Annotated in this window: 27 protein-coding genes; 15 read left to right on the top strand and 12 right to left on the bottom strand. The window is 60.7% G+C overall.

Annotated elements, in window-relative coordinates; genetic code table 11:
• Window positions 1-75: 75 nt before the first annotated feature.
• The 8 genes from rseP to rpsB form a co-directional block, all read right to left on the bottom strand.
• Window positions 76-1,428, bottom strand: a complete 1,353-nt coding sequence (rseP, locus tag BLU37_RS01085; protein WP_090201980.1) for a sigma E protease regulator RseP — start codon at window positions 1,426-1,428, stop codon at window positions 76-78.
• A gap of 53 nt (window positions 1,429-1,481) precedes the next feature.
• Window positions 1,482-2,672, bottom strand: a complete 1,191-nt coding sequence (ispC, locus tag BLU37_RS01090) for a 1-deoxy-D-xylulose-5-phosphate reductoisomerase (RefSeq protein WP_090201981.1) — start codon at window positions 2,670-2,672, stop codon at window positions 1,482-1,484.
• A complete protein-coding gene (locus tag BLU37_RS01095; RefSeq protein WP_010444741.1) occupies window positions 2,669-3,481 on the bottom strand; it encodes a phosphatidate cytidylyltransferase in 813 nt (270 codons plus the stop codon). Before BLU37_RS01095 ends, ispC begins: the two co-directional genes overlap by 4 nt.
• A complete protein-coding gene (gene uppS, locus BLU37_RS01100; RefSeq protein WP_010444742.1) occupies window positions 3,481-4,236 on the bottom strand; it encodes a polyprenyl diphosphate synthase in 756 nt (251 codons plus the stop codon). The genes BLU37_RS01095 and uppS overlap by 1 nt, the downstream gene beginning before the upstream one ends.
• Before the next feature lie 17 nt (window positions 4,237-4,253).
• Window positions 4,254-4,811, bottom strand: coding sequence for a ribosome recycling factor (gene frr, locus BLU37_RS01105; protein WP_090201982.1), 558 nt, complete (start codon window positions 4,809-4,811; stop codon window positions 4,254-4,256).
• A complete protein-coding gene (gene pyrH, locus BLU37_RS01110) occupies window positions 4,808-5,551 on the bottom strand; it encodes a UMP kinase (protein ID WP_010444744.1) in 744 nt (247 codons plus the stop codon). Before pyrH ends, frr begins: the two co-directional genes overlap by 4 nt.
• 202 nt (window positions 5,552-5,753) lie before the next feature.
• The gene (gene tsf, locus BLU37_RS01115; RefSeq protein ID WP_010444745.1) at window positions 5,754-6,617 is read right to left on the bottom strand and encodes a translation elongation factor Ts; all 864 of its coding nucleotides are present in this window, start codon (window positions 6,615-6,617) and stop codon (window positions 5,754-5,756) included.
• A gap of 192 nt (window positions 6,618-6,809) precedes the next feature.
• The gene (gene rpsB, locus BLU37_RS01120; protein WP_010444746.1) at window positions 6,810-7,550 is read right to left on the bottom strand and encodes a 30S ribosomal protein S2; all 741 of its coding nucleotides are present in this window, start codon (window positions 7,548-7,550) and stop codon (window positions 6,810-6,812) included.
• A gap of 397 nt (window positions 7,551-7,947) precedes the next feature.
• Between rpsB and map the strand changes: the two genes are divergently transcribed.
• The 3 genes from map to dapC are packed head-to-tail and all read left to right on the top strand — an operon-like array spanning window position 7,948 to window position 12,698.
• Window positions 7,948-8,730: a type I methionyl aminopeptidase gene (map, locus tag BLU37_RS01125; RefSeq protein WP_010444747.1), complete on the top strand. Its 783-nt coding sequence runs from the start codon at window positions 7,948-7,950 to the stop codon at window positions 8,728-8,730.
• A gap of 21 nt (window positions 8,731-8,751) precedes the next feature.
• Window positions 8,752-11,454: a [protein-PII] uridylyltransferase gene (locus BLU37_RS01130; protein ID WP_010444748.1), complete on the top strand. Its 2,703-nt coding sequence runs from the start codon at window positions 8,752-8,754 to the stop codon at window positions 11,452-11,454.
• 41 nt (window positions 11,455-11,495) lie between these two features.
• Window positions 11,496-12,698 (top strand): succinyldiaminopimelate transaminase, encoded by a 1,203-nt coding sequence (gene dapC, locus BLU37_RS01135; protein ID WP_090201983.1) that lies wholly within the window; start codon window positions 11,496-11,498, stop codon window positions 12,696-12,698.
• A 61-nt stretch (window positions 12,699-12,759) separates the two neighbouring features.
• Here the strand turns inward: dapC and BLU37_RS01140 are convergent, their stop codons facing one another.
• Complete coding sequence (locus BLU37_RS01140; protein ID WP_090201984.1) at window positions 12,760-13,707, bottom strand: PDR/VanB family oxidoreductase; 948 nt, start codon at window positions 13,705-13,707, stop codon at window positions 12,760-12,762.
• A 101-nt stretch (window positions 13,708-13,808) separates the two neighbouring features.
• On the opposite strand from BLU37_RS01140, the gene BLU37_RS01145 reads away from it, so the two are divergent.
• Window positions 13,809-14,528 carry an autoinducer binding domain-containing protein gene (locus BLU37_RS01145; protein ID WP_090201985.1) on the top strand — a complete coding sequence of 240 codons (720 nt, stop codon included), beginning with the start codon at window positions 13,809-13,811 and terminating at the stop codon, window positions 14,526-14,528.
• Here the strand turns inward: BLU37_RS01145 and BLU37_RS29770 are convergent.
• Complete coding sequence (locus BLU37_RS29770; protein WP_090201986.1) at window positions 14,508-14,753, bottom strand: hypothetical protein; 246 nt, start codon at window positions 14,751-14,753, stop codon at window positions 14,508-14,510. The two genes, BLU37_RS01145 and BLU37_RS29770, sit on opposite strands and share 21 nt — an antisense overlap.
• 117 nt (window positions 14,754-14,870) lie before the next feature.
• Here BLU37_RS29770 and BLU37_RS01155 point away from each other — a divergent pair, with 117 nt between their 5' ends.
• The 7 genes from BLU37_RS01155 (at window position 14,871) to BLU37_RS01185 (ending at window position 20,404) form a co-directional block, all read left to right on the top strand.
• Entirely contained in the window at window positions 14,871-15,479 is a 609-nt protein-coding gene (locus BLU37_RS01155; protein WP_269457976.1) for an acyl-homoserine-lactone synthase, read from the top strand.
• Window positions 15,480-15,612: 133 nt separating this feature from the next.
• Entirely contained in the window at window positions 15,613-16,494 is an 882-nt protein-coding gene (locus BLU37_RS01160; RefSeq protein WP_010444757.1) for a sugar phosphate isomerase/epimerase family protein, read from the top strand.
• Between the two features lie 52 nt (window positions 16,495-16,546).
• Window positions 16,547-17,281, top strand: coding sequence for an AzlC family ABC transporter permease (locus BLU37_RS01165; protein ID WP_090201988.1), 735 nt, complete (start codon window positions 16,547-16,549; stop codon window positions 17,279-17,281).
• Window positions 17,278-17,622, top strand: a complete 345-nt coding sequence (locus BLU37_RS01170; protein WP_010444762.1) for an AzlD domain-containing protein — start codon at window positions 17,278-17,280, stop codon at window positions 17,620-17,622. Before BLU37_RS01165 ends, BLU37_RS01170 begins: the two co-directional genes overlap by 4 nt.
• 4 nt (window positions 17,623-17,626) lie before the next feature.
• Entirely contained in the window at window positions 17,627-18,892 is a 1,266-nt protein-coding gene (locus BLU37_RS01175; protein ID WP_090201989.1) for an aminotransferase class I/II-fold pyridoxal phosphate-dependent enzyme, read from the top strand.
• Between the two features lie 75 nt (window positions 18,893-18,967).
• Window positions 18,968-19,960: a threo-3-hydroxy-L-aspartate ammonia-lyase gene (locus BLU37_RS01180; RefSeq protein WP_090201990.1), complete on the top strand. Its 993-nt coding sequence runs from the start codon at window positions 18,968-18,970 to the stop codon at window positions 19,958-19,960.
• 24 nt (window positions 19,961-19,984) lie between these two features.
• The gene (locus tag BLU37_RS01185; protein ID WP_090201991.1) at window positions 19,985-20,404 is read left to right on the top strand and encodes a hypothetical protein; all 420 of its coding nucleotides are present in this window, start codon (window positions 19,985-19,987) and stop codon (window positions 20,402-20,404) included.
• A gap of 75 nt (window positions 20,405-20,479) precedes the next feature.
• On the opposite strand, the gene BLU37_RS01190 is transcribed toward BLU37_RS01185, so the two are convergent.
• Window positions 20,480-22,126, bottom strand: a complete 1,647-nt coding sequence (locus BLU37_RS01190; RefSeq protein WP_090201992.1) for a Na+/H+ antiporter — start codon at window positions 22,124-22,126, stop codon at window positions 20,480-20,482.
• Between the two features lie 216 nt (window positions 22,127-22,342).
• Here BLU37_RS01190 and BLU37_RS01195 point away from each other — a divergent pair, with 216 nt between their 5' ends.
• From BLU37_RS01195 to BLU37_RS01215, 4 genes are all read left to right on the top strand, one after another.
• A complete protein-coding gene (locus tag BLU37_RS01195) occupies window positions 22,343-22,705 on the top strand; it encodes an ArsC family reductase (RefSeq protein ID WP_090201993.1) in 363 nt (120 codons plus the stop codon).
• Window positions 22,706-22,750: 45 nt separating this feature from the next.
• A complete protein-coding gene (dapD, locus tag BLU37_RS01200) occupies window positions 22,751-23,785 on the top strand; it encodes a 2,3,4,5-tetrahydropyridine-2,6-dicarboxylate N-succinyltransferase (RefSeq protein ID WP_090201994.1) in 1,035 nt (344 codons plus the stop codon).
• A 217-nt stretch (window positions 23,786-24,002) separates the two neighbouring features.
• On the top strand, window positions 24,003-25,208 hold the full coding sequence (locus BLU37_RS01210) for an aminotransferase class V-fold PLP-dependent enzyme (RefSeq protein WP_090210883.1): 1,206 nt from the start codon (window positions 24,003-24,005) through the stop codon (window positions 25,206-25,208).
• Window positions 25,205-25,615, top strand: a complete 411-nt coding sequence (locus BLU37_RS01215; RefSeq protein WP_090201995.1) for a SufE family protein — start codon at window positions 25,205-25,207, stop codon at window positions 25,613-25,615. The genes BLU37_RS01210 and BLU37_RS01215 overlap by 4 nt, the downstream gene beginning before the upstream one ends.
• A gap of 22 nt (window positions 25,616-25,637) precedes the next feature.
• Here BLU37_RS01215 and tcdA read toward each other — a convergent pair whose 3' ends face one another.
• Window positions 25,638-26,447 carry a tRNA cyclic N6-threonylcarbamoyladenosine(37) synthase TcdA gene (tcdA, locus tag BLU37_RS01220; RefSeq protein ID WP_010444775.1) on the bottom strand — a complete coding sequence of 270 codons (810 nt, stop codon included), beginning with the start codon at window positions 26,445-26,447 and terminating at the stop codon, window positions 25,638-25,640.
• Window positions 26,448-26,588 lie beyond the last annotated feature (141 nt).

A 26,588-nucleotide genomic window follows, 5' to 3' on the forward strand; every position in this document is an offset into this window, starting at 1 on the left:
GAAGTCCTTTCTTATTCCAACTGGCAATAAACAAACTGCCGAAAAATGCGGCAGATTCGCAATTTTAGCGACGCGTTACAGTCGACCCAGATCGTTGACAAGGGCAAGCAGCATGACCCCGACCACCAAACTGATACCGATCTGTATCCCCCAACCTTGTACTCGTTCCGACAAGGGGCGACCACGTGCCCACTCGATCATATAAAACAGCAAATGCCCCCCATCCAGTACGGGGATGGGCAACAAATTCAGAACCCCCAGGCTGATGCTCAGATAAGCCAGGAAATTCAGGAAATCAGCAACGCCCGACTGGGCCGAAGCGCCCGCCACTTTAGCAATGGTTATCGGTCCGCTCAAGTTTTTTACCGAGAGCTCGCCGAACAGCATTTTCTTCAGGGAATCCAGGGTCAGGACACTCATGGTCCAGGTGCGCCTGGCACCCTCTCCGATCGCCGCAACAGGCCCGTAGCTGACCTCGCGAAGCATCTGTGGTGGCCAATCCGCCGCCTTGACCCCAGCCCCCAGGTAACCGGTGGCGGACTTGCCTTCGCCACGGGACGCCAGGGTCACCGGGACGTCAATTTGAGCACCATCACGTTCGACTTGCAGCACAATTTTGGTATCAGGGCGCACACGCACCCAGTCCACCACCTGCTGCCAGTCGCCCACCGCCTCGCCGTTCAACGACACCAAACGGTCGCCGGTTTTAAGACCAGCGGCCTGGGCCGGCCCTTTCGAATCGAGTTCAGCCAGCAACGGCGGTACGGCCGGACGCCAAGGGCGAATACCCAGGGACTTGATCGGATCCGGCTCATCGGCACCTTGCAGCCAGCGATCCAGAACCAGTTCGCGTGGAGAGTCGACGCTCGAACCGGCTTCGCGCACCTGGAACCGGAGCGTACCACTCTCACCCAGGCGGCGTACGAGTTGCAGGTTCACGGCAGACCAACCGGTGGTTGGTTCGCCATCTATCGAAACGATTTCCTGACCCGCGACCAAACCGGCCTTGGCAGCGATACTGCCACTTTCGACTGCACCGATGACCGGGCGGACCTGCTGGCTGCCAAGCATCGCCAGCACCCAAAAGAAAGTAATCGCCAGAAGGAAGTTGGCAATCGGACCGGCGGCAACGATAGCGATACGCTGACGCACCGACTTGCGATTGAACGCCTGGTCCAATTCATCCGGTGCGACAGGCGCCTCGCGCTCGTCGAGCATTTTCACGTAGCCGCCCAGCGGAATCGCCGCCACCACGAATTCGGTGCCCTGGCGATCATGCCAGCGCAACAGCGGCGTACCAAAGCCCACGGAAAAACGCAGCACCTTGACGCCGCAACGGCGCGCCACCCAGAAGTGACCGAATTCATGGAAAGTGACCAGCACCCCCAGTGCCACCAGGGTGCCGACAATCATATAGAGTGCGCTCATCTACTTTCTCCGCAATCCTATCAAGTGCCGCATCGCTCGAACGCCAAGCCGACTCAACGTCCGTTGCGACTCAGCCACTGTTCGGTCAATGCCCGTGCCTTGGCATCTGCCGCGAATACCGCGTCGAGTTCATCGACCGCAACAACAGGTTCCAGATTCAACACCTGCTCGATGATACTCGCGATCTCGGGGTAACGGATGCGCCGTTCGAGAAACGCCGCCACCGCCACCTCATTCGCCGCATTCAGCATCGCTGGCGCACTGCCACCCGCCTCCGCAGCCGCTCGCGCAAGGCGCAGGCACGGAAAACGCTGCTCATCCGGTGCCTGGAAGTCCAGGCGCGCCACGGAAAACAGGTCCAGCGGCGCTACACCGGAGTCAATACGCTCCGGCCAGGCCAAGGCATTGGCGATTGGCGTGCGCATATCGGGATTGCCCAACTGGGCCAATACCGAGCCGTCGACATAATCGACCAGAGAGTGAATCACACTCTGCGAATGAATCACCACCTCGACCTGCTCAGGCCGGGCATCAAACAGCCAGCAGGCCTCGATCAGTTCCAGGCCCTTGTTCATCATGCTGGCCGAATCGACCGAAATCTTGCGCCCCATCGACCAGTTGGGATGGGCACAGGCCTGGTCGGGAGTCACATGTTCGAGGTCGGCCAGAGGCGTTTGCCGGAACGGACCACCGGAAGCGGTCAGCAGTATCCGACGCACGCCCACCGGGCCAAGCCCCCGCGCGAAATCCCCCGGCAGGCACTGGAAGATCGCATTGTGCTCGCTATCGATCGGCAACAGCACCGAGCCGCTCTTGCGCACGGCCTGCATGAACAAGGCGCCGGTCATCACCAGTGCTTCCTTGTTCGCCAGCAGAATCTTCTTGCCCTCCTCGACCGCCGCCAGGGTCGGGCGCAAGCCGGCAGCACCGACGATTGCCGCCATTACCGCATCGACCTCGGAATGGGAGGCAACCTGGCACAACCCCTCCTCCCCCACCAATACCTCGGTGGGCAGGCCTGCTGCACGCAAACCCTCTTGCAGGCTGAGGGCAGCGGCCGCATCCGGCACCACCGCAAAACGCGGACGGTGGCGCACGCACAAGGCAAGCAGTTCGGCCAGGCGACTGAAACCACTCAGGGCAAACGCCTGGTAACGTTCCGGATGCCGGGCAATCACGTCCAGGGTGCTCAAACCGATCGAGCCGGTAGCCCCCAGGACGGTGATCTGTTGTGGCCGGCTCACGATGCGGCGATCCACAGCAACACCGCGAACATCGGGATCGCGGCGGTCAGGCTGTCGATACGGTCGAGCACACCACCGTGACCGGGCAACAGGTTGCTGCTGTCCTTGATCCCCGACTGACGCTTGAACATGCTTTCAGTCAGGTCACCGACCACCGAAACGAAGACAATGATTGCCGCGCCCATCAGGCTGGCAAGGATCTGCCCAAAGCCCCAGCCGGACACCAGACCGAACACCGCAGTGATCGCCAGGCTCAGCGACAGGCCGCCATACACGCCCTCCCAGCTCTTGCCCGGGCTCACCGACGGCGCCAGCTTGCGCTTGCCGAAGGCCTTGCCGGAGAAATAGGCACCAATGTCGGCGCCCCACACCAGAATCATCACGGCCATGATCAGCCAGTTGCCCTTGCCTGACGCATGCTGCTTGATCTCGATCAGGCCCTGCCAGGCCGGCAACAGGATCAGGAAACCGATCACCAGCTTGCTCGCCGCGCTCGACCACCGGGCACTGGACTGCGGATAGGTCAGCACCAGATAGGTCGCCAGCCCCCACCACAACACCGATGCACCCAGCACCCAGGGCGCCAGGTTCGGCAGGATGTACATGAAGAACAGCAGAACCGCGACCAGCGCGGCATAGCCCACCCGGGCCGGCTGCGCGTCGAAACCGGCCAGCCGCGCCCACTCCCAGGCCCCCAGGGTCACGACCAGGCCGATGAACAGCGCAAAACCGGACCCGGAGAGCAGGAAAAAACCGCACAAGGCGATAGGCAGGAGAATAAGTGCCGTGATGATGCGTTGCTTGAGCATTAAACCCGGGCCCCGGCTTCGACCTGCTCGCTCGTTTTACCGAAACGACGCTGGCGGGAAGCGAAATCAGCCAGCGCATTGCGCATGGCATCGTGTTTGAAGTCCGGCCAGAACAGGTCGGAGAAATACAGCTCGGCATACGCCAGCTGCCACAACAGGAAGTTGCTGATCCGATGCTCACCGCCGGTGCGGATACACAGGTCCGGCAACGGCAGGTCACCGGTTGCCAGGCAGGTTTGCAACAGGTCCGGCGTGATGTCATCCGGACGCAGGTGTCCAGCCTGCACTTCACGGGCCAGGCGCTGGGCAGCCTGGGCGATATCCCATTGCCCGCCGTAGTTGGCCGCGATCTGCAGAATAAAACGATTGCTGCCCGCCGTCGCGGCTTCCGCCTCGCGCATCGCCGCCTGCAATTCAGGATGGAAGCGCGAGCGGTCACCAATGATCCGCAGACTGATGTTGTTGTCGTTGAGGCGCTTGGCCTCGCGACGCAACGCCTTGAAGAACAGGTCCATCAAGGCGCTGACTTCATCGGCGGGGCGCTGCCAGTTCTCACTGGAGAAGGCAAACAGGGTGAGCACCTCGACCTTGGCCTCGGCACACACCTCGATCACCGCCCGCACCGCATCGACACCGGCCTTGTGGCCGGCGACGCCAGGCAAGAAACGCTTCTTGGCCCAGCGATTGTTGCCATCCATGATGATCGCCACATGGCGCGGCACCGCAGATGGCACAGCCTGCTTGGTCTTTTCCATTGAAGGCATCCTGACCCTTATACGGCCATCAGGTCCTTTTCTTTTTCTTCGGTGGCCTTGGCGATCTGGGCTTCGAATTCCTTGATCAGCTTGTCGATCTCGGCACTGGCACGGCGCTCTTCGTCTTCGCTGATTTCCTTGTCCTTGGCCAGCTTCTTCAGATCACCCAGCACATCGCGACGAATGTTGCGCACGGCAACCCGTGCATCTTCGGCCGCGGCACGCGCCTGCTTGGTGAAGCCCTTGCGGGTTTCCTCGGTCAGCGGCGCCATCTTGATCAGCAGCAACTCGCCCAGGTTGGTCGGGTTGAAGTTCAGGCCGGCACTGCCGATGGCCTTGTCGATAGCGCCCAGCATGTTGCGCTCGAATGGCACGACCTGCAGGGTCTGGTTGTCTTTCACCGTCACGTTGGCGACGCCGCTCAGCGGCGTATCGGTACCGTAGTAAGGCACCATCACGCTCCCCAGAATACTGGGGTGCGCCTTGCCGGTGCGAATCTGGCCAAATGCGTGGGCCAGGGACTCCAGGGACTTCTGCATGCGCACCTGAGCGTCTTTCTTGAGTTCGTTGATCATTGTACGCCTTCCTCGACCAGGGTTCCTTCAGCGCCGCCATGTACGATATTCAGCAGGGCGCCAGGCTTGTTCATGTTAAATACGCGCAGCGGCATCTTGTGATCGCGGCACAGGCAGATAGCGGTCAGATCCATGACACCCAGCTTGCGATCCAGCACCTCGTCATAGGTCAGATGATCGAACTTCTCGGCATGCGGGTCCTTGAACGGATCTGCGGTATAGACGCCATCGACCTTGGTCGCCTTGAGCACCACGTCGGCATCGATTTCGATCGCACGCAGGCAGGCCGCCGAATCCGTGGTAAAGAACGGATTACCGGTACCCGCCGCGAAAATCACCACCTCCTTGGCATTGAGGTGACGCATGGCCTTGCGGCGATCATAGTGATCGGTCACGCCAACCATGGAAATGGCCGACATCACGATGGCGGAGATATTCGCACGTTCCAGCGCATCGCGCATCGCCAGCGCGTTCATCACGGTCGCGAGCATGCCCATATGGTCGCCAGTAACGCGGTCCATGCCGGCAGCACTGAGCGCGGAACCGCGGAACAGGTTGCCACCGCCGATCACCAGACCGACTTGCACACCGATTCCTACCAGTTGACCGACTTCCAGCGCCATGCGATCCAGGACTTTCGGGTCGATCCCGAACTCTTCCGAGCCCATCAGGGCCTCGCCGCTAAGCTTGAGTAGAATGCGTTTATAGCGAGCTTGATAACCACTGCCCTGCTGAGCCATTGCGAATCTCTCCTGCGGCGTTTAAAAAATCTTGCGAGCTGTTTGCAGCCTGCGCTAACTCTAGCTTGGCGCTGCTACAGCGCCATCGGAACACAACTTTGTAAGCCAGTTCCGAGGGAAACGAGGGGAAACCTGCTTCCCATTTGAAAAGAGGCTGCGCGCGTAAGCGGGCAGCCTCTCGGGTCGACAGTTGAAAACCGTCTTATTGCTTGCTGGCAGCCACTTGAGCAGCAACTTCTTCAGCGAAGTTGTCGACTGGCTTCTCGATGCCGTCACCTACCTTGAAGTAAGTGAAGGAAACGATTTCAGCGCCTTCTTTCTTGACCAGCGCACCGACGGTGACTTCTGGGTTCTTGACGAAAGCCTGCTCAACCAGGCTGGCTTCAGCCAGGAACTTGCTGATACGGCCTTTGACCATGTTTTCAACGATGTTCTCAGGCTTGCCCTTGATTTTTTCTTCGTTGAGGGTCAGGAAAACGCCTTTTTCGCGTTCGATGGCCTCAGCGGAAACCTGCGATGGCAGCAGGAACTCAGGGTTGGTTGCAGCGACGTGCATGGCAACGTCCTTGGCCAGCTCTTCGGTGCCGCCTTTCAGGGAAACGACCACACCGATCTTGTTGCCGTGCAGGTAGGCACCCACAACATCACCTTCGATACGAGCCAGGCGACGGATGTTGACGTTCTCACCAACCTTGGCAACCAGGGCTTCGCGAGCGGCTTCCTGGGAAGCGATCAGCGGAGCGGCGTCGGTCAGTTTTTCTGCGAAGGCTTTCTCGACGCTTTCGGTGACGAAGTTCTTGAAGTCGTCCTGCAGAGCCAGGAAATCGGTCTGCGAGTTGACTTCGATGATCACGGCGGATTTGCCGTCGCCCTTGATGGCGATAGCGCCTTCAGCAGCAACGTTGCCAGCTTTCTTGGCAGCCTTGATGGCGCCCGATGCGCGCATGTCGTCGATCGCTTTTTCGATGTCGCCGCCAGCCTTGGTCAAGGCTTTCTTGCAGTCCATCATGCCTTCGCCGGTACGCTCGCGCAGTTCTTTGACCAGCGCTGCAGTAATCTCTGCCATTTCAAAATTCCTCTTGGATAGGTTATCAACCATTCCACCCGACCGAACGGGCGTTCAATTCTTCCCGAACCACCCTTGTTAGCAGCTGCACATTACAGACGCTGTAGCGGCGCGCCAGACAAATGGTTTTCGAGGTGGCAAAAAGGGGGCCAAGCCCCCTTTTTGCTTACTGAGTCAACGCCAGGGCGTCAATTACTCAGCAGCAGCGACCGGTGCTTCTTCAGCAGCGAACTCTACGGTGCCGCCAGCAACGTTGTTGCGGCCACGGATCACAGCGTCAGCCATCGAACCCATGTACAGCTGGATGGCGCGAATGGCGTCATCGTTGCCTGGGATGATGTAGTCAACGCCTTCCGGGCTGCTGTTGGTATCGACTACGCCGATGACCGGGATGCCCAGCTTGTTGGCTTCGGTGATCGCGATGCGCTCGTGATCAACGTCGATAACGAACAGTGCGTCAGGCAGACCGCCCATGTCCTTGATACCACCCAGGGAACGATCCAGCTTTTCCAGATCGCGAGTGCGCATCAGCGCCTCTTTCTTGGTCAGCTTGGCGAAGGTACCGTCTTCGGCTTGCACTTCAAGGTCACGCAGACGCTTGATGGAAGCACGGATGGTTTTGAAGTTGGTCAGCATGCCGCCCAACCAGCGGTGATCGACGTACGGCGAACCGCAACGTGCTGCTTCTTCAGCAACGATCTTGCCAGCGGAACGCTTGGTGCCGACGAACAGGATCTTGTTTTTGCCCTGGGCCAGGCGTTCTACGAACGACAGAGCGTCGTTGAACATTGGCAGGGTTTTTTCAAGGTTGATGATGTGGATCTTGTTGCGCGCGCCGAAAATGTACTTGCCCATTTTCGGATTCCAGTAACGGGTTTGGTGACCGAAGTGCACACCGGCCTTCAGCATATCGCGCATGTTGACTTGGGACATGATAGTTCCTTGATAAGTCGGGTTTGGCCTCCACGTATCCCAATGACCAACCGATCGGCATCAAGCCGAAGGCACCCAGGTCATCGTGTCGACACGTGTGTGGATTTAAGCTTTTCGGGGCATCCCCGGAAAGCGGCGCATTTTATACCACAAGGACGCTGAAAACGGAACCCGGATTCGCATATCCCACCTGTCGCTTTTGCGTGGCCCTTGGTTTCACGCCAGAATGCCCCATCCTTGATAGAGAGAAGCGATGCCCAGACGTCATGATTTGCTCTGTCCGTCTGTTAGAATCGCATTTTTCAGGGTTCGCGGACGCAATACTCCATGACCGGATGTTGCGACCTTCGACCTTTTTCCGTGTTTATCCGCGCGATCGAGCGCATAGAGAGCCTGTATGACCGTCACCCTCAAAACTCCCGAGGACATCGCAAAAATGCGCGTCGCCGGGAAACTGGCCGCCGATGTACTGGAAATGATCGGTGAATACGTCAAGCCCGGCGTCACCACCGAGGAACTGGACCGCATCTGCCACGACTATATCGTCAATGTGCAGCAGGCCATTCCCGCCCCGCTCAACTACAAGGGCTTCCCCAAGTCGATCTGTACCTCGGTCAACCATGTGGTCTGCCACGGCATCCCTGGCGACAAACCACTCAAGGACGGCGATACGCTGAACATCGACGTCACGGTGATCAAGGACGGCTACCACGGCGACACCAGCAAGATGTTCCACGTCGGCACCGTGCCGGTCTGGGCCGAACGCCTGTCCCAGGTGACCCAGGAATGCATGTACAAGGCGATCGAGATCGTCAAGCCTGGCTGCCGCCTGGGCGATATCGGCGAAATCATCCAGAAGCATGCGGAAAAGAACGGTTTCTCCGTGGTACGTGAATTCTGCGGCCATGGCATCGGCAAGGTTTTCCACGAAGAGCCGCAGATCCTGCACTATGGCCGTGCCGGCACCGGCATGGAACTCAAGGCCGGCATGACTTTCACCATCGAGCCGATGATCAACCAGGGCAAGGCCGACACCAAGGTGCTGGGCGACGGCTGGACCGCGATCACCAAGGATCGCAAGCTCTCGGCACAGTGGGAACACACCCTGCTGGTCACTGAAACCGGCTACGAGATCTTCACCCTGCGCAGCGACGATACCATCGCGCGCACTTCCGCCTGATCCCTGAAGGAAACCCGAACGATGCCGCAGGTGGACCCCGAACTTTTCGACCGCGGCCAGTTCCAGGCGGAACTGGCGCTGAAATCCAGCCCCATAGCGGCATTCAAGAAAGTCATCCGCCAGGCCCATGAGGTCCTTGACGCGCGCTTTCGCAAAGGGCGCGACATCCGTCGGCTGATCGAGGACCGCGCCTGGTTCGTCGACAATATCCTGGAACAGGCCTGGGACCAGTTCGACTGGAGCGAAGACGCCGATATCGCCCTGGTGGCGGTCGGCGGCTACGGTCGGGGTGAACTGCATCCCTACTCGGACATCGACCTGCTGATTCTGCTGGACAGCGCCGATCATGAGATCTTTCGTGATTCCATCGAGCGTTTTCTGACTCTTTTGTGGGATATCGGCCTGGAAGTCGGCCAGAGTGTTCGTTCGGTGGAAGAGTGCGCCGAAGAGGCGCGGGCCGACCTGACCGTCATCACCAACCTGATGGAAAGCCGCACCATCGCCGGCCCCGAACGCCTGCGCCTGCGCATGCTCGACGTCACCAGCACCGCCCACATGTGGCCGAGCAAGGACTTCTTCCTGGCCAAGCGCGCCGAGCAGAAGGCCCGTCACCACAAGTACAACGACACCGAATACAACCTGGAGCCCAACGTCAAGGGCTCGCCCGGCGGCCTGCGGGATATCCAGACGATTCTCTGGGTCGCCCGTCGCCAGTACGGCACCCTGAACCTGCGCGCCCTGGCCGGCGAAGGCTTCCTGGTGGAAAGCGAAAACGCCTTGCTGGCCTCCTCCCAGGAGTTTCTCTGGAAGGTCCGCTACGCCCTGCACATGCTCGCCGGACGTTCCGAGGACCGCCTGCTGTTCGACCACCAGCGCACCATTGCCGGGCTGCTGGGTTTCCAGGGCGATGACGCCAAGCAGGCGATCGAAAACTTCATGCAGCAGTATTACCGGGTGGTCATGAGCATTGCCCAGCTCAGCGACCTGATCATCCAGCACTTCGAAGAGGTCATCCTCGCCCCGGAAGACGAAGCGCCGCCGCAACCATTGAATTCGCGCTTCCAACTGCACGACGGTTATATCGAGGCGAGCAACCCGAACGTCTTCAAGCGTACGCCGTTCGCCATGCTGGAAATCTTCGTGTTGATGGCCCAGCAGCCGGAAATCAAGGGCGTACGTGCCGACACCATCCGCCTGCTGCGCGAACATCGCTACCTGATCGACGACGATTTCCGCAAGGATATCCGCAACACCAGCCTGTTCATCGAACTGTTCAAGTGCAAGATCGGTATCCACCGCAACCTGCGCCGGATGAACCGCTACGGCATACTCGGCCGCTACCTGCCGGAGTTTGGCGACATCGTCGGACAGATGCAGCACGACCTGTTCCACATCTATACAGTCGATGCGCACACCCTGAACCTGATCAAGCACCTGCGCAAACTGCAGTACACCCAGGTCTCCGAGAAATTCCCGCTGGCCGCCAAGCTGATGGCCAAGCTGCCCAAGCCCGAACTGATCTACATGGCCGGGCTCTACCACGACATCGGCAAGGGCCGCCACGGCGACCATTCGGAACTCGGCGCGGTCGACGCAGAAGCTTTCTGCAAGCGTCACCACTTGCCGGCCTGGGACAGCCGCCTGATCGTCTGGCTGGTGCAGAACCACCTGGTCATGTCCACGACCGCCCAGCGCAAGGACCTCTCCGACCCACAGGTGATCCACGATTTCGCGCAGATCGTCGGTGACAACGCCTATCTGGACTATCTCTACGTTCTGACCGTGGCCGATATCAATGCCACCAACCCGACCCTCTGGAACTCCTGGCGCGCCAGCCTGCTGCGCCAGCTCTACACCGAGACCAAGCGCGCTCTGCGCCGTGGCCTGGAGAACCCGGTGGACCGCGAGGAGCAGATTCGCCAGACCCAGAGCGCGGCACTGGACATCCTGGTCCGTACCGGCACCGACCCCGACGATGTCGAGCAGCTCTGGTCGCAACTGGGCGACGACTACTTCCTGCGCCACACCGCCGCTGACGTGGCCTGGCATAGCGATGCGATCCTGCAGCAGCCAGCCGATGGCGGCCCACTGGTGCTGATCAAGGAAACCACCCAGCGCGAGTTCGAGGGGGGGACGCAGATCTTCATCTATGCCCCGGACCAGCACGATTTCTTCGCTGTGACCGTGGCCGTGATGGATCAGCTCAACCTGAACATCCACGACGCCCGGATCATCACCTCCAGCAGCCAGTTCACCCTCGACACCTATATCGTGCTGGACACCGACGGCGACTCCATCGGCGACAACCCCAAGCGGGTCAAGCAGATCCGCGACGGCCTGACCGAAGCCCTGCGCAACCCCGACGACTACCCGACCATCATCCAGCGCCGGGTACCGCGCCAGCTCAAGCACTTCGCCTTTGCCCCGCAGGTGACCATCCACAATGATGCCCAGCGCCCGGTGACCGTGCTCGAACTGAGCGCCCCGGATCGTCCTGGCCTGCTGGCGCGCATTGGAAAGATTTTCCTGGAGTTCGACCTGTCGCTGCAGAACGCGAAGATCGCCACTCTGGGCGAACGGGTGGAAGACGTGTTCTTCGTCACCGATGCGCAGAACCAACCGCTATCCGATCCGCAGTTGTGCAGTCGTCTGCAGGATGCCATCGTCGAACAACTGAGCGTCAACTCCGAACCGACCCTCGAGATGACCCGCCTGAGTATCTAGCAGCGGGCCATGAACCTGATTTTGATTGAGAGCCGCACCCGATGAACAACGCGTTGAACCAGTTGCAACCCTATCCGTTCGAGAAACTGCGCGCCCTGCTCGGCAGCGTCAAGCCCGATGCGGACAAGCGTCCGATCGCGCTGTCCATCGGCGAACCCAAGCACCGCTCGCCCAGCTTCGTCGCCGAGGCCCTGGCGAGTAACCTCGATCAGATGGCGGTGTACCCCACCACCCTGGGCATCCCCGCGCTACGCGAAGCGATCGGTGCGTGGTGCGAACGCCGTTTCAACGTCCCAGACGGCTGGATCGACCCGGCGCGCAACGTGTTGCCGGTCAATGGTACCCGCGAAGCCTTGTTCGCCTTCACCCAGACCGTGGTCAATCGTGGCGATGATGCGCTGGTGGTCAGCCCCAACCCCTTCTACCAGATCTACGAAGGCGCCGCGTTCCTGGCCGGGGCCAAGCCACACTACCTGCCGTGCCTGACCGCCAATGGTTTCAACCCGGACTTTGACGCCGTTCCCGTGGAAATCTGGCAACGCTGCCAGATCCTTTTCCTCTGCTCGCCAGGCAATCCGACCGGCGCGCTGATTCCCCAGGCCACCCTGGAAAAGCTGATCGCCCTGGCCGACGAACACGACTTCGTGATCGCCGCCGACGAGTGCTATAGCGAGCTGTATTTCGACGAGCAGACTCCGTCACCTGGCCTGCTCAGCGCCTGCGCAGCCTTGGGTCGCAAGGACTTCAAGCGTTGCGTGGTGTTCCACAGCCTGTCCAAGCGCTCCAACCTGCCAGGCCTGCGCTCCGGCTTCGTCGCTGGCGACGCCGAGATCCTCAAGGCCTTCCTGCTGTACCGCACCTATCACGGCTGCGCGATGCCGGTTCAGACCCAACTGGCCAGCATCGCAGCCTGGAACGACGAGGTCCATGTACGGGCCAACCGTGCGCTGTACCGGGAGAAGTTCGACGCGGTGCTGGAGATCCTCACGCCCGTGCTGGATGTTCAGCGGCCGGATGGCAGCTTCTACCTGTGGCCCAATGTAGAGGGCGACGACGCCGAGTTCTGCCGCGACCTGTTCGCCGAAGAACACGTGACCGTGGTGCCGGGCTCCTACCTGTCCCGCGAGGTCGATGGCGTCAATCCAGGCGCTGGCCGGGTGCGCATGGCCCTGGTTGCCCCGCTGGCCGAGTGTGTCGAGGCAGCACAGCGGATCCGTGCCTTTATCGAGCGTCGCAAGTCGTAAACTCCGGACCCTGGCGGTGGTGCTCGCTGCTGCCAGGGCCCTCGGTTAGACGAAGACTACGTCAGAGATCCAGCACCAGACGACTGGATTTGCACCCTGAAACACAGAGCATCATGGTTTTCCCCGCAGCACGCTCGGAAGCACTCAGGACAAAGTCACGGTGCTCGGGGGTGCCTTCCAGAACCTTGGTCTCGCAAGCACCGCACACACCTTCCCGGCAACTGTAGGAAAGGTTTTGCCCCGAGGCGATCAGGGTATCCAGCAAACTGCCTTTACCATCATGGTAAAGCTGCTTGCCAGAGCGCGAGAGCACAACCTCAAACCCGATTCCTTGATTCTCGCTCGGCCCGGCGCCGCAGAAGCGCTCGGTGTGGCTGTGTTCGATACCCAGCACATTGCAGGCCCGTTCGAATGCCTCCAGCATTGGCACAGGACCACAACAGTAGAAATGCGTATCGCGAGGATAGCCTCGCAGCAGGTTTTCCAGATCAGGCGCGCCACCGTGCTGATCATCGAAATGGTAGGTCACCGCCCCTGGCAAGCTGGCAAGCTCGTCACGAAACGCCACGTCGGTCTCTGAGCGTGCGCAGTACAATAATTCCACGACAGCACCACTCCCCGCCAGATGCCGGGCCATGCTCAAAAGGGGTGTAATACCAATACCACCGGCGATAAAAACGGCCCTCTGCGCATGGCTCACCGGGAAATTGTTACGCGGCGCCGAAGCCTTGAGCAGTCCTCCCACCCGCAAGTGCTTGTGGATGAACGCCGAACCACCACGGCTTCTGCGATCATGCAGCACGCCGAGACGGTAATGGCTCAAGTCCGACGGCGAGTTCATCAACGAGTAGCTGCGCACCAGGCCGTTTGGCAGGTGCAGATCGATATGCGCTCCGGCTTCGAACGCAGATAGCGGGTGCGGCCCGACAGGCGTGAGGTCGATCGACAGGATGCTGTGGGTCTCTCGGGTAATACTTCTGACACGAACAGTCTGCAGGCTGGCGCTCATATGTACTTTCCTTGTATATATCAGGTAACGGGATTGCCGAGGGCTGATCGCCGGGCACCCTGTTTTCTAAAAACAATGATTAACCACAAGCGGATATCTCGATGCTATTCATGGATGAATGTGTAGAGCTGTTAAGTGCCATAGATGCACGCACCTGGTTCGAGTCACTGGTTTTCTCCGCCCGGAAACTCGGCTACAGCAAGGTCCTGTACGCACTCAAACCCAATAAAGAGGCACAGAACAACGCCGCCGAAATCATGAGCAATTTTCCAGACGACTGGCGCCGCCGTTACGACAATGAGAATTATTCCATTGTCGACCCAACCGTATTTCATAGTTTCTCGTCTTCGCTTCCCATTCCCTGGGAAGACAAACTCTATAAGACCCAAAAAGAAAAAGAGTTTGCCGAAGAAGCCAGGTGGGCAGGACTCAGCCATGGCATGACCCTCCCCATCCATGGACCGCAAGGCCAGGTGGGCATGCTCAGCCTCAGCTGCGACCCGATGTCGGAGCCCGAGTATCAGAAAACGCTGAAAAACAGCCTCGGGGCAGCGACCCTGTTGCGAGACTATGCCGTGACCAGCAGCTTCAATCATTTTCAACAAGGCTCCGGTTACACCGCACCTCACCTCACACCTCGCGAGCTGGAAATTCTGCACTGGGCCTGGGCTGAAAAAACCACCTGGGAAATTGGCAAGATTCTCAGTCTGTCGGAGCCCACCGTAGAGTTTCACTTCAAGAACATTCGCCGAAAGTTGAAAGTCACCTCCAGACGGCTCGCCGTGGCAAGAGCCATCCAACTAGACCTCATCAGTCCCTGAGGTCACCTCCTGATCAGGTAGGGAGAGAAGGTCGCCGTCGTCGATCCGCCCGGCCACATACAGACCGAGCAGGACGCAAAGACTTGCCGTCCCCCTGCCAGTGCATTCCAGCCGGCTAGCCGCCGGCTGACTCAAACCGAACATTCTCCAGAACGCACCCTGGCTCTTGCCCAGTTGTAGGCGTAACGCAACAGCCTGCCTGATCAAACTTCGCTCAACCCTCATCTCGGTGCCCCATCAGCAAACCCAGACGATATTCGACTGTCGTATCGGCCACCACCTACCAGATTGATAGGCTGTCAATTATCCAGATTGGATATACAAATAAGTCATCTTTCCGAGGTGACTTCCGTGAACATAGCTATTAATACAAGAAATAACTTTGATCAGAACTGCCTGCAAAAGATGCATATCCTGCGAGCACAGATATTTCGCGACAAGAAAGACTGGGATGTCAGTGTGATCGGCGGAATGGAGATCGATGGCTACGATGCCTTGAATCCCTATTACATGATTTTGCAGGACCCGGACCTCAATGAAAGTGTCTGTGGTTGCTGGCGACTCTTGCCGACCACAGGCCCAAACATGCTGGCCGATACTTTCCCCGAACTGCTGGCAGGTGCGCCGGTTCCCTGCGCCGAAGATACCTGGGAGCTCAGCCGCTTTGCGATCTGCCATCAGAGCGGACGCCCCTATGCCTTTTCCGATCAATCGCTGATCGCCATCAGGGCGGTCGTCTACTTCGGGGTCGAACGGGGCTTGAAGCACTTCGTCACCGTCACCACCGTCGGTGTCGAGAAACTGTTGACCAGGCTTGGCCTGGATGTTCGCCGGCTCGGCCCGGCCAGAAACATTGGCGTCGAACGCGCCGTAGCACTGTCCATCGCCCTCAATCAGAAGACCCTGGATGCCTTGCCACTCCGAGAGTCCGAGCCCGACCTGTCAAATTGATAGGTTGCCCCGCCAACAGATTGACGGATGATTCCTACCGCATCGCAGGGCTGCGGCCAACGCACGCTGCCCTGCGCTGACATGCAGACATCACGCTTTCATCATAAATATAACCGGATTGTGGAGATGACAAATGGACACCGTGATTGACTTGCCAGAACACAACAGCGCCGAGTTCGCCAGCCGGGAAACCTGGCCCGCGTTCATCACCGCCACGGCTCAACAGGACTATCTGGCAGCGGAGGCCGGCCTGCAACGGGCCTTCGAACAGGGTTACAGCCACTGGTACATCGACGGCAGTCTCGAAGGCGAGCGTCCAAGCGATTTCACTGGGCAACGCATTGCGGCGCTGAACGAAATGATCGCCAGCACTGGGGTAAAACCCATTTTTCACGGTAATTTCAAGGCTCCCCTGGGCAGCGATGTGGAAGACCTGGCCAGCGCCGCACTGGACTATGTGAAAAAAGAGGTCGACATCTGTGCAGCACTGGGCGGCGCACCGCTGATCGTGCACGGCGGTGGCGTGGTCGAACCACGCCTGGTCAAGGAGGCTCGCCAGAAGGGCCTGGAGCGCCTCATCGGCAATCTTCAGGAACTGGTCGCCTATGGGGAGGCCCGTGGCGTGCAGATCTGGCTGGAAAACCTGTGCAACTACACCCGCTTCCACCCCTTCTACTACATCTGCACCACCGAAGACGAAGTAGGACACGTGCTGGAATCCGTGCCGGGCCTACACATGTTCCTGGACGTGTCCCACGCCTACGTCAACGAAGGCGACCCGCTGTCCTTCTTCTGGAAGTTCAGCAACCGTGTGGTTGGCATGTCTTTCAGTGACAACAACGGCGACCGGGATTCGCATTTCCCCCTGGGCCAGGGCAACCTCAACTTCCCCGGCCTGATCGAGGCCGTCCAGTACACCGGCTGGAAAGGCATGGTCGGCTTCGAAACCCGCGGCGGCACCCTGCGCGGCAGTGTCGACTTTCTCAACCAACTCGTAGCGTCCAGCGCTCGATAATCTGTTGCGCTGACGGCGGGCTCGCCTCGCCGTCAGCGCCGGAGGCTTTACCATGGGAAACCCAGCATCGGTCACTGAATCGCCCGCAGGGCAGCGCCTGACCGGACGCAGTTCCTTCACGGAAGGTTGCATCGATTCACTCCCCGTCTGCCTGACCTTCATGTTCCTGTTCTTTTCCATTGGTGCGGCCAGCCGGGGCGCGGGCTTCACCGGGCTCCAGGCGTTGCTGATGACCTTCACTGTGCACGCAGCACCGTTGCAGGTATTCCTCGCCCAGCATGGGGAGAACCTGACCGTGATGTCGATCCTGTTCACCACACTGGTGGTCAACTTTCGCTTCCTGATCATGTCCTCGGTGCTCACCGAGCACTTCAAGGGTGTGCCGTTGTGGAAATCGCTGCTGTCGGCCCAACTTCTGTCGATCTCCACCTTCACGCTGTCCAATGCCAGGAAGGGCATGATCGCCAATGTCTACAACTACTACCTGGGTTGTGGCATCAGCACCCTGGCCATCGCCATTCTCGCCACGGGTCTGGGCTACTGGGTCAGCGCCGAGCAGAACCCTCTCCTGCAATCGACCATCAGTGTGATTCTACCCATCCACTTCACCGTGCTCGCCTCACTGGCATGGCCGAAACTCAAGCCGATGATCGCCACCGGCGCCGGTTTCGTCTTGACGCCGATCGTTGGTCGCTACCTGCACGAGTACCAGATCTTCGTGGTGCCTTTCGCGATCGGCGGCGCCCTGCTGATCTGGGACGCATTGTTTGAAGGGAAGAACAAATGAACAACTGGACACTGATTCTCGTCGCCTCACTCGCCTCTTATTCCTTGCGAGCCATTCCCATCCTGGTGTTCCACAAGTTTCAGATCGCCTCCGATGGCTTGATCTATCGCTTCCTGAACTACGCAGCCTTTGGCGTCATGGGTGGAATCATCTACTCCGCCCTGCTGGGCGAGCATTACTACAACGACTGGATGGGCCATTTCGACAATCATCTGGCCCTGCTGAAACTGGCAACCCTGTGCCTCGCCGTATTCATCGCCGCGCGCTTCAGAGGCGTATTCAAGACCCTCTTTATCTGCCTCGGTTTTTTCATCGCCATGACGTTCTTCGTAGGAGCTTGATGCAATGCCTGATTCTCGCCCACCCATGCCAGAACTGGAAAAACTGCGTGAACGGCACGCCGGATTCTGCGAACGCCGTGAGTCGATCAATATGACCCGCGGCTTGCCATCGCCAGAACAGATCTCGCTGTCGCACGATTTTCTGAGCCTCCCCGGCACCCATCAGTTCTCTTCCGCAGACGGTCAGGACTGGCTTAATTATGGGGGGTTACAAGGTGTCAAGGAGGTTCGTGAACTGTTTGGCCCGGCCATGCTGGGGCTTCCTGGCGAACAGGTCGCCATCGGCGAGAACTCCAGCCTGGCCCTGATGCACGAAGCCATTGGTCACGCCTGGATCAGGGGATTCGCGGGCATGCAGCCTTGGGGAAAGGCCGAGAAGGTGCGTTTCATCTGCCCGGAACCCGGCTACGACCGGCACTTTTCGATCTGCGAGTATTACGGCATCGAAATGATTCCCGTTGCCCTGGACGAGCAAGGGCCTGATATGGAGACGGTCGAACGTCTGGTCGCGGCCGACCCGAGCATTCGCGGCATGTGGTGCGTGCCTCGGCACGCCAACCCCAATGGCGCGATCTACAGCGAGGAAGTGGTCAACCGGCTCGCCGGCATGCCAACCGCGGCCAGTGACTTCAAGCTGTTCTGGGATAATGCCTATGCGGTTCATGACTTCCACGAAGCCCCAGGGCAAGCACCTGATCCGTACGCAGCCTGTGTGCGTAGCGGCAACCCGGACCGGTTGCTCATGTTTGCCTCGACGTCCAAGATGGTCATTCCAAGCTCCGGCATCTCGATGATCGGCGGCAGCCTCGCGACCCTTCGCTGGTGGCTCGACTGCCGCCAGTACAAGACGATCGGCCCGGACAAGGTCAATCAGGTCCGGCACCTGATGTTCTTCCGCAGCCAAGAGAACCTGCTGGCGCACATGAAACATCATGGCCAATCGCTAGGAGCAAAGTTCGAGCGTGTCCAGCAGGTCTTCAGCCGGACGCTGACGGGTCTGCCGCAGGTCAGTTGGTCACGCCCCAGCGGCGGCTACTTCATCTCTCTGCTGGTGCCCGAAGGGCTGGCCGGGCGCGTGGTTGCCATCGCCGCCGAAGCGGGGGTGAAAATGACACCCGCCGGGGCGACCCACTGCCATGGTCATGACGCCCATGGGCGCCACCTGCGCATTGCGCCGTCCTATCTCAGCCTGGCACAGATCGACCAGGCGACCGAAATCATTGCCAACTCGGTCTTGCTGGCCTGTGCCGAGCGCGGTCACGGCAACTGAACAGACTGCTACGCCTGGACGGCACAAAGGCGAGTCCTTTCGTGTCGTCCCCTTGCATCCTTCCCTGGAGCCACCATGAGCGAACCGTCATTGCCCACCGCACAGGATGTGCAGGCCGCTGCTATCCGTCTGAAAGGGCAGGTCAGGCGAACGCCCGTGTTCACCTCGTCCACTCTCGACAACTGGCTGCAAAGCCGAATCCACTTCAAGTGCGAGCAATTTCAGCGCATGGGCGCCTTCAAGATACGCGGTGCACTCAACGCGCTGATGAGACTCGATGCATCGGCCAGGCAAAGGGGCGTAGTGGCCTACTCCTCGGGTAACCACGCGCAAGGAATCGCCCTGGCCGCACGGGAGCTGGGCATACCGGCCGTCATCGTCATGCCTTCGGATGCACCGGCGACCAAGAAGGCCGCGACAATAGGCTACGGGGCGACAGTGGTGGAGTACAACCGCCACACCGAAGACCGGCTGGCGATCGCCAGACAGCTGCAGCAGGAACATGACTACACCTTTATCCCTCCGTTCGATCACCCCGATGTCATTGCGGGACAGGGCACTGCCGCCCTGGAGCTGTTCGAAGAGGTTGGCCAGCTGGATGTGCTGCTCGTTCCGGTCGGTGGTGGCGGACTGATTGCCGGGACGGCACTGATCGCCAGCTCCCTGGCTCCGGATTGCCAGATCATCGGCGTTGAACCAGAAGCGGGAAATGATGCGCAGCGCTCGTTGCGCACGGGCTCGCTTGTCACCATCCCTACCCCCATCACCATAGCCGACGGCGCGCAGAGCCAGTCATTGGGCAAGCTCACGTTCCCGATCATCCGGGAGCGGGTCAGTGATATCGTCACAGTGACCGACGACGAGTTGCTGGGGGCAATGGCATTCCTCGCCGAACGGATGAATCTCGTCGTCGAGCCGACCGGGTGCCTGGCGGCCGCCGCCGCGTTCAAGATGCGGGAACAGCTTCGAGGCAAGCAGGTTGGCGTGATATTGTCTGGCGGCAATGTCGACCTTGAGCACTATGCGCAATTGTTGCTCCAACCGCCCAGGCACGTTGCGACCCCGTAAGCGAATCACGGAGAGATTATCGTCATGGCGCAGCGACTCATCGACGCCCAAACCCTTCTCGGCCTGGCACTCGAGTCATCGGCCATCACCCTCGAATGCACATGCCTGCAACGTAGCCTGGAAGGCTGGAGCAGTTGGCCGGTAGGCTATCGGGAAGAAGCCTTCATCGAGATCGGCACGCTGGCCAAGTATCCTCCAGAAGAGGCGGTGATCGACGAGTACCACCCTCAGGGCACCACCTACTGGTCACCCCAGGCGCCCATTGCGCCGCTCTACTACCCCTATAACCAGAGTTCCGTATGGTGCTGCAGTCACTGCCGACGCCTTTACCTTCGCCACAATGATGACGGTGCGTACCATGTGGAACGCCGGATCCGCAAGATTCAACCGACACTGGTGGTGGATGCCCCGCATGCCAACGACGGTCGAGAGCCGGGATGGTGAGCCCCACTGAGCGATCCGGTCTCCACCGGTAGACGCGAGAGCCGCACCCTCCTGGGCCATATGCCCAGTGCGCGGCTATTTCACCTGCCCCAGGTTGGCCTCAGTCAGATCCAACTCCCCCAGTACCTCCCGCAACGCCTCATCACCGATCTGGTGGTGAAGCCGCAGACTGTAAAGCTCCAACCGCTGCGCCCGGAGCGCCTTCAGACGCATGCGCCGCTCCAGCAGGTCCATCTGGAACGCCAGGGCCTGGGCCTCGGCAGAATCGTTGAACACCTCCAACTGATGTCGGTACTCGGACATGATCCGCGCCTTCAGTTCAGTCGCCAGCGCCGCCTGGGCCGCATCCGCCGCCGCGTTGGACTCGGCCGCCTCTTCGACTTCCAGTGCGCGGATCGCGGCCTCGGCCGTGCGCCGCCAAGCCTCGAGCACCTCATGGCGACGGGCATCGTCCGGGCTCGGCGCAACATCGCGCAACAACACCGGCAAGGCGATACACGCGGTCACCAGCGAGAGCAGGATCACCCCGGCAGCAATGAAGATCAGCAGGTCGCGCTCGGGAAACGCCACGCCCGGTGCCATCAACAACGGCACCGACATCACGCCCGCCAGCGTCACCGCGCCACGCACGCCACCCAGCGTCAGCAACCAGCAGGAACGCGCCTTGGGCATCGACGCCAGCTCGCTCTGGCCACGCCAGCGCCGCAACAGCACCGACAACCGCCAGATGCTCTGCACCCAGACATAACGCAACACCAGCAGCACCAGGAAAATCGCCAGCACCTCCAGGCAACGATACAAAAGCGTTGGCCACAGCGAGGTTTCATGGCTGGCGACCGCCTTGACGATATCTGGCAGTTGCAGGCCCAGCAGCAGGAAGATCAGGCCGTTGAAGGCAAATTCCAGCAACGACCAGACGCTGCGATTGAGCAACCGGGTACTGGTCTGCCGGGGCAGCAGATCGAGCCAGCTCTGCATCATCCCCGCCGCCACCGCCGACAGGATGCCCGAAACATCAAGACGCTCGGCCAGGACATACGCAGCAAATGGCAACAGCAACATGAACACCACATGGGTCGCCGGGTCGTCCCAGCCGCGGGCGATCATCCAGGCACGCAAACGCCCGACCAGCCAGCTCAGCACCACGCCGATGGCCAGCCCACCGACCGCCACCAGCAGGAACGTCAGGCTGGCATTGGCCAGGGAAAACACGCCGGTCATGGCGGCCGCCAGGGCGAACTTGAAGGTCACCAGGCCCGAAGCATCGTTCATCAATGCCTCGCCCTGCAGCATGTGCATCAACGGCGTCGGCAGACGGTTCTGGGCAATCGCCGAAACCGCTACGGCGTCCGTCGGCGACAGCACCGCAGCCAGGGCAAAGGCCACTGGCAAGGGAATGTCCGGCAACAGCCAGTGGATGAAGTAACCGGCCCCCACAACGGTGAACAGCACCAGCCCCACCGCCAGGGTCAGGACCGGTCCGCGCAAACGCCAGAATTCGCGCTTGGGCATGCGCCAACCATCGGAAAACAGCAACGGCGGCAGGAACAGGAAGAGAAACAGCTCAGGGTCCAGCGCGACATGCAAACCCAGGGTCGGCCACGCCAGTACCGCGCCAGCAGCGATCTGCACCAGAGGCAAGGGCAGCGGAATAACCCGTGCCAGCAAACGCGAGACGCCGACCAGCATCAGCAAAATGAGGACGGTGTAGGCGGTTTGCATAAGGCGACTTCCCAATCATTCGACAATCTATCCGGCAGCAACCAGCCGCCAAAGTGCCATATTAACCGCTTAACCTGCCGTGCGAACGTTGCCCCGGGTCACAGGGGAAATCTGCGCCAGCCCAATAGGCAGGTACGGTGCTGGCCCCGAACCGACTCGGCCATGGCATAATTGTCGATTGTTCATCTCGCACATCTGCAAAGGGGGGCAATTCCCGTGACCGATACGAGCAACACATTGCACCTTTTCGGAATCAAGGCCTGCGATACCATGAAGAAGGCCCGCACGTGGCTGGACGAACACGCCGTAGCCTACGATTTCCATGATTACAAGAGTGCTGGCATCGACCGTGAACACCTGACCCGCTGGTGCGACGAGCACGGCTGGGAAGTGGTGCTCAACCGTGCTGGCACCACCTTTCGCAAACTCGACGACGCCAGCAAGGCCGATCTCGACCAGGCGAAAGCGATCGAGCTGATGCTCGCTCAACCTTCGATGATCAAGCGCCCGGTGCTCGATCTCGGCAACCGAACCCTGATTGGCTTCAAGCCAGATATCTACGCGGCGGCCCTCACCTGAACCCATGAGTTCAAGGCCCCACTTAATTTCGCAAGAGGTAACTGCATGTCCACTACTCTGTTCAGCCTGGGCTTCGGTGTCGGCACCCAGAATCGTCAAGGCGCCTGGCTGGAAGTGTTCTACGCACAGCCCCTGATCCAGCCATCGGCCGCATTGGTCGAGGCAGTCGCTCCGGTCCTGGGCTACACCGGTGGCAACCAGGCCATCAGCTTCACCCCGACACAGGCCGCGCAACTGGCCGAAGCCCTCAAGGGCGTCGACGCCGCACAAGCCGCCCTGCTGACCCGTCTGGCCGAAAGCCACAAGCCGCTGGTCGCTACCCTGCTGGCCGAAGACGCGCAACTGAGTTCCACCCCCGAGGCCTACCTCAAGCTGCACCTGCTGTCCCACCGCCTGGCCAAGCCGCATGGTCTGAGCCTGGCGGGCATATTCCCGCTGCTGCCGAACGTGGCCTGGACCAGCCAGGGCGCAATCGACCTGGCCGAACTGGCCGAGCACCAGCTGGAAGCGCGTCTGCGCGGCGAGCTGCTGGAAGTGTTCTCGGTGGACAAGTTCCCGAAAATGACCGACTACGTGGTGCCGAGCGGCGTGCGTATCGCTGACAGTGCACGTATCCGCCTGGGCGCCTACATCGGCGAAGGCACCACCGTGATGCACGAAGGCTTCGTCAACTTCAACGCCGGTACCGAAGGCCCGGGCATGATCGAAGGCCGTGTCTCGGCCGGCGTGTTCGTCGGCAAGGGCTCGGACCTGGGCGGCGGCTGCTCGACCATGGGCACTCTGTCGGGTGGCGGCAACATCGTGATCAAGGTCGGTGAAGGCTGCCTGATCGGCGCCAACGCCGGTATCGGTATCCCGTTGGGCGACCGCAACACCGTCGAGTCGGGCCTGTACGTGACCGCTGGCACCAAGGTCGCGCTGCTCGACGAAAACAATCAGTTGGTCAAGGTGGTCAAGGCCCGTGATCTGGCCGGCCAAACGGACCTGCTGTTCCGTCGCAACTCGGAAACCGGCGCAGTGGAGTGCAAGACCCACAAATCGGCCATCGAGCTGAACGAAGCGCTGCACGCACATAACTGATAGCGCCCACTCCCCTGTGGGAGCCGGCTTGCTGGCGATAGCGGTGTCCCGGACCACGGAGATGCCGACAGCCAGGCTGCTTTCTCCAGCAAGCCCTGCTCCTGCAAGGAACCGCTCAAAGCCGTACCTGTAGGAGCAGGGCTTGCCCGCGAAGAGGCCATTGAGCCAACCCCAACCTCCGCTGGCAAACCGCGATCCCACCACCAGGGCCAACACCATGCCGATACCCTCCCCCTGGCGCGCCGACTTCCCGGCCATCGCCGCCCTGCAACGGCAGGACCAGACCTACCTGGACAGCGCCGCCACCACACAAAAGCCACAAGCCCTGCTCGATGCCCTGGCGCACTACTACGCCAATGGCGCGGCCAACGTGCACCGTGCCCAACACCTGCCGGGAGCCCATGCGACCCAGGCTTTCGAAGACAGCCGGCACAAGATCGGCCAGTGGCTGGGGGCCAGCAACCCCGGGCAAATCATCTTCACCCACGGCGCCACCTCGGCTCTGAACCTCCTGGCCTATGGCCTGGAACACGTATTCGAACCGGGCGACGAGCTGGTCATCAGCGCCCTGGAGCACCACGCCAACCTGTTGCCATGGCAACAGCTGGCACAGCGACGCGGACTCAAGCTGGTGGTCCTGCCCATCGATGCCGCCGGACTGATCGACCTCGAGGCCGCGCTCGACCTGATCGGCGAGCGGACCCGCCTGCTGGCTGTCAGCCAGTTGTCCAACGTGCTCGGCGCCTGGCAGCCGCTGCCCCAACTGTTGGCCCGCGCGAAAGCCTGCGGCGCCCTGACGATCGTCGACGGCGCACAAGGCGTCGTGCATGGACGGCATGACGTGCAGGCACTGGGATGCGACTTCTATGTCTTCTCCAGCCACAAGCTGTACGGCCCCGATGGGCTGGGCGTGCTCTACGGCCGCGTCGACGCGTTGCGGCAGTTGCGCCACTGGCAGTTCGGCGGCGAGATGGTCCAGGACGCCGACTACCAGCACGCCAGCTTCCGCCCTGCACCGCTGGGTTTCGAGGCCGGAACACCGCCGATTGCCAGTGTGATCGGCCTCGGCGCAACCCTCGACTATCTGGCGGGACTGGACCAGGCCGCAGTGTTCGCCCACGAAGCGGCGCTGCACGACCACCTGCTGCAAGGCCTCAAGGTGCGCAACGGCATCCGCCTGCTGGGCGAACCTCAACTGGCCCTGGCCAGCTTCACCGTCGACGGTGTGCATAACGCCGACCTCGCTCACCTGCTGACCGAGCAGGGCATCGCCGTGCGTGCCGGCCATCACTGCGCAATGCCCTTGATGAAACGGCTCGGACTGACCGGGGCAATCCGCGTGTCGCTGGGGCTGTACAACGACGCCGAAGACCTTGAGCGTTTTTTCGACGCACTGGATCAGGCCCTGGAGCTGCTGCGATGACTTGGCCGAGCGAAGCGCAGAATGCCCTGGAGAGTTTTCAGGCGGCAGCCGGCTGGGAACAGCGGGCACGCCTGCTGATGCAATGGGGCGAACGCCTGCCGCCATTGGCCGAGGCCGAGAAAATCGAGGTCAACCGGGTACATGGCTGTGAAAGCCAGGTCTGGCTGACCGGCGCCTTGCAGGACGGCCACTGGCAATTTGTCGCCGGCAGCGATGCGCGGATGATTCGTGGGCTGGTGGCGTTGCTGCTGGTACGGGTCAATGGCCTGAATGCCGAGGAGCTATCGACGATCGACCTGCCGGACTGGTTCAACCAGCTCGGGCTGTCCCGGCAGTTGTCGCCGTCGCGCAGCAACGGTTTGAACGCGGTCCTGCAACGGATGCGGGAATTGACTCAACAGGCCTGAACGGCCCCCTGTGGCGAGGGGGTCATTGCGGCTTGGCACGCTCCGCTGGCCGTCGCACACCGGCGACCAGCTTGTCGATGGCCTTGGTCGCCGCGACCATGCCGAAGGTCGCCGTCACCATCATCACCGCACCGAATCCACCCGCACAGTCCAGCTTCACGCCGTCACCCACAAAACTCTTCTGCAGGCAGATACCACCGTCCGGTTTCGGATAGCGCAACTGCTCGGAAGAAAACACACACGGTACGCTGTAATGGCGAGTGACCGTCCGCGAGAAGCCATAGTCACGACGCAGGGTCGAACGCACCTTGGAGGCCAGTGGGTCGTTGAAGGTACGGTTCAGGTCACAGACCTGGATCTGCGTCGGATCGATCTGCCCGCCCGCGCCACCGGTGGTGATGATCTGAATCTTGCGGCGCTTGCACCAGGCAATCAGGGCCGCCTTGGCATTGACACTGTCGATGCAGTCGATCACACAGTCGATCTGCGCGGTGATGTACTCGGCCATGGTCTCGCGGGTGACGAAATCCGTCACCGCGTGCACGCGACACTCCGGGTTGATGCCCTTGAGCCGCTCGGCCATGACCTCGACCTTGGCCCGCCCCACGGTGCTGTCCAGGGCATGCAACTGGCGATTGCTGTTGCTGACGCAGACATCGTCCAGATCGAACAGGGAAATCTCGCCCACGCCACAGCGGGCCATGGCCTCCGCCGCCCAGGACCCCACGCCGCCCACGCCGACAATGGCCACGTGAGCAGCCTTGAGCCGCTCCAGCCCGTCAACGCCATACAACCGGGCAACGCCGGCAAATCGTGGATCTTCTGCACTCATGACCAATCACCGGAAAAATCGGCGCGTATTATAGGCTGATCGCAGGGCACAGGCACCTTTAGCCTACGAATGGTGGCTGCTAGAGTGAAAATGACAACATCTTCACAAGAAACCGACTACAAAGACTCAGGAAAGAACTTA

The organism is Pseudomonas asplenii (assembly GCF_900105475.1).
Taxonomy (GTDB): Bacteria; Pseudomonadota; Gammaproteobacteria; order Pseudomonadales; family Pseudomonadaceae; genus Aquipseudomonas; species Aquipseudomonas asplenii.